The following is a 2,517-nucleotide window of genomic DNA, read 5'->3' as shown; positions in this document are numbered from 1 at the left end:
CGTGCAGCCCGCCAGTGCAGCGGCCACGACCGCGATCGCCGCTCCGGCCGTCGTCCTGCGAGCATTCGAGCGCACCCTGACCACCCCTCGTCCCGACGGGGCACCGGGCGGTGCCGCTCATGTCGACATGAGAGATGCTCGCAGATGAGCGGTACTCCGCGAGCCGCTGGCGCGCGATGACCCGCACAGCGCGCCCCGGGCTCAGACGAGCTTCAGCTTCTTGCGGAGCGCCTGCACGTGCCCGGTCGCCCGCACGCCGTACTGCGCGAACTCCAGGGCGCCCTCGGCGCCGACGACGAACGTCGAGCGCAGCACGCCGACGACCGTCTTGCCGTAGAGGCTCTTCTCGCCCCACACCGCGTACGCGCGGTGCGCCGTCATGTCGGGGTCGCTGAGCAGCGGGTAGGTGATGCCCTGGGCGTCGGCCCAGCGGCGCAGCGCCTCGGGCGTGTCCCTCGAGAGCCCGAGCACCTCGTAGCCGGAGTCCCGGAGCGAGGCCGCGTTGTCGCGGAAGTCGCAGGCCTCCGTGGTGCAGCCGGGGGTGTCGGCCTCGGGGTAGAAGAACAGGATGACGCGCCGTCCGCGGTAGTCCGCGAGCGAGACGGGCTCGCCGTCCTGGTTCGGCAGCGTGAACTCCGGAGCGGAGTCGCCGGCGGCGAGGCGCGCCTCGGCGGGGAGGGGGGAGAGGTCGGTCATCGTCTGCTTCCGTCGGTCGTGGCGAAGGTGGTCAGGAGGCGCTGGAGCGAGTCGAGGCGCTCCGGTCCGCTGGCGCCCAGCAGTCCGCCCTCGACCGCCTCGATGATGGCGCAGTCGGGGGAGTCGGGCAGGTGCGTGCAGCCGCGCGGGCAGTCCCGGGCGATCACGGCGAGGGTCGTGAACGCGCCGAGGATGTTGTCGGTGTTCACGTGGCCGAGTCCGAACGAGCGGACGCCGGGGGTGTCGATCACCCAGCCGTGCCGGTCGCCGCGCTCCACGCGCAGCGAGACGGTGGAGGACGAGGTGTGCCGGCCGCGGCCCGTCACGGTGTTCACGCGCCCGATGGCCCGGTGCGCGTCTGGGACGAGCTTGTTCACGAGGGTGGACTTGCCGACTCCGGAGTGCCCGACGACCACGGTCTCGTGGCCGAGGAGGGCGTCGGCGATCTCGTCGACCGGCGGCTCGTCCTGGCTCGAGAGGAACACGCGGAGGTCGAGCCCCTCGAAGTTGCGGAGGAACGGGGCCGGGTCCGCGAGGTCGGTCTTGGTGATGCAGAGCATCGGAGTGATGCCGGCGTCGAAGGCGGCGACCAGGTAGCGGTCGACCAGCCGGGTCCGAGGTTCGGGGTCGGCGGCGGCCACCACGCAGAGCATCTGGTCGGCGTTGGCGACGATCACGCGCTCGATCGCGTCGGTGTCGTCGGCGCTGCGGCGGAGGAGGGTCGACCGCTCGCGGATGCGGACGATGCGGGCGAGCGTCCCCTCGTCGCCGCTGGAGTCCCCGACCACGTCGACGCGGTCGCCGGCCACGATCGCCTGGCGCCGCAGCTCGCGGGCCCGGGCCGCCGTGAACTCGTGCTCCTCGGGCGTCCCGTCGCCGATCATCACCGTGTAGCGACCCCGGTCGACGCCGAGCACCATCGCGATCTCGGCGTCCTCGTAGGCGGGCCTGTTCTTGGTCCGGGGCTTCGTGCCCTTCGGGTTCGGGCGCACCCGCGCGTCCGACTCGTCGTACCCGTCGAAGTCGTCGAGAGCACCGTCGGCGTCGAGGCCGCTGTCCGTCCACCACGACACGGGTCAGACCGATCCGGCGAGGGTCGTCCACAGTTCCGGGAACTGCGGGAGGGTCTTAGCTGTCGTCGCGACGTCCTCGATCACCACGCCGGGGACCACGAGGCCGATCAGAGCGCCGGCGTGGGCCATGCGGTGGTCGGAGTAGGTGCGCCAGCGGCCGCCGTGGAGCTCGGCGGGCTCGATGCGCAGACCGTCCTCGAGCTCCGTGACCCGGCCGCCGAGGCCGGTGATCTCGGCGGCGAGGGCGGCGAGGCGGTCCGTCTCGTGGTGGCGGATGTGGCCGATCCCGGTCAGGGTGCTGGGAGTGGAGGCCAGCGCGGCGAGGGCGGCGAGGGCGGGGGCGAGCTCGCCTCCCTCCGACAGGTCGAGGTCCACGCCCAGGATCTCGTCGCCGCCGGTGACCACGAGGTCCTCGCCGTCGCGCTCGACGCGGGCGCCGAACAGCGGCAGGATCCGCTCGAGGTGCGCCCCGACCTGCGTGGTGACGGCCGGCCAGTGGCGCAGCCGGACGCGGCCGCCCGTGACGAGGGCCGCAGCGAGGAACGGCGCGGCGTTCGAGAGGTCGGGCTCGATCAGCACGTCGGCGCCGGCGATGGGCTGCGGCGCGACGGTCCACTCGCCGTCGGCGGGCGTGCCGACCTCGACGCCCCGTGCCGCCAGCGCGGCGACGGTCATGTCGATGTGGGGCCGGGAGGGGACGGTGCTGCCCTCGTGGCGCAGGTGCAGTCCCTCCTCGAAGCGGGCGCCG

At 73.4% G+C, this 2,517-nt stretch carries 3 protein-coding genes; all 3 read right to left on the bottom strand.

Features of this window, described 5'->3' with window-relative positions:
* Positions 1-201: 201 nt before the first annotated feature.
* Complete coding sequence (gene bcp / locus C5C27_RS17230) at positions 202-696, bottom strand: thioredoxin-dependent thiol peroxidase (protein ID WP_104315010.1); 495 nt, start codon at positions 694-696, stop codon at positions 202-204.
* On the bottom strand, positions 693-1,769 hold the full coding sequence (gene rsgA, locus C5C27_RS17225) for a ribosome small subunit-dependent GTPase A (RefSeq protein WP_104224119.1): 1,077 nt from the start codon (positions 1,767-1,769) through the stop codon (positions 693-695). Before rsgA ends, bcp begins: the two co-directional genes overlap by 4 nt.
* A gap of 3 nt (positions 1,770-1,772) precedes the next feature.
* On the bottom strand, positions 1,773-2,517 hold a 745-nt coding region (locus C5C27_RS17220), incomplete at its 5' end, for a 3-phosphoshikimate 1-carboxyvinyltransferase (RefSeq protein ID WP_374955290.1).

The sequence above is a fragment of the Rathayibacter sp. AY2B7 genome, assembly GCF_002931635.1.
Lineage (GTDB): Bacteria > Actinomycetota > Actinomycetes > Actinomycetales > Microbacteriaceae > Rathayibacter.
The sequence above is the reverse complement of the archived record's forward strand: the minus strand, read 5'-3'. Positions and strand labels throughout refer to the sequence as shown.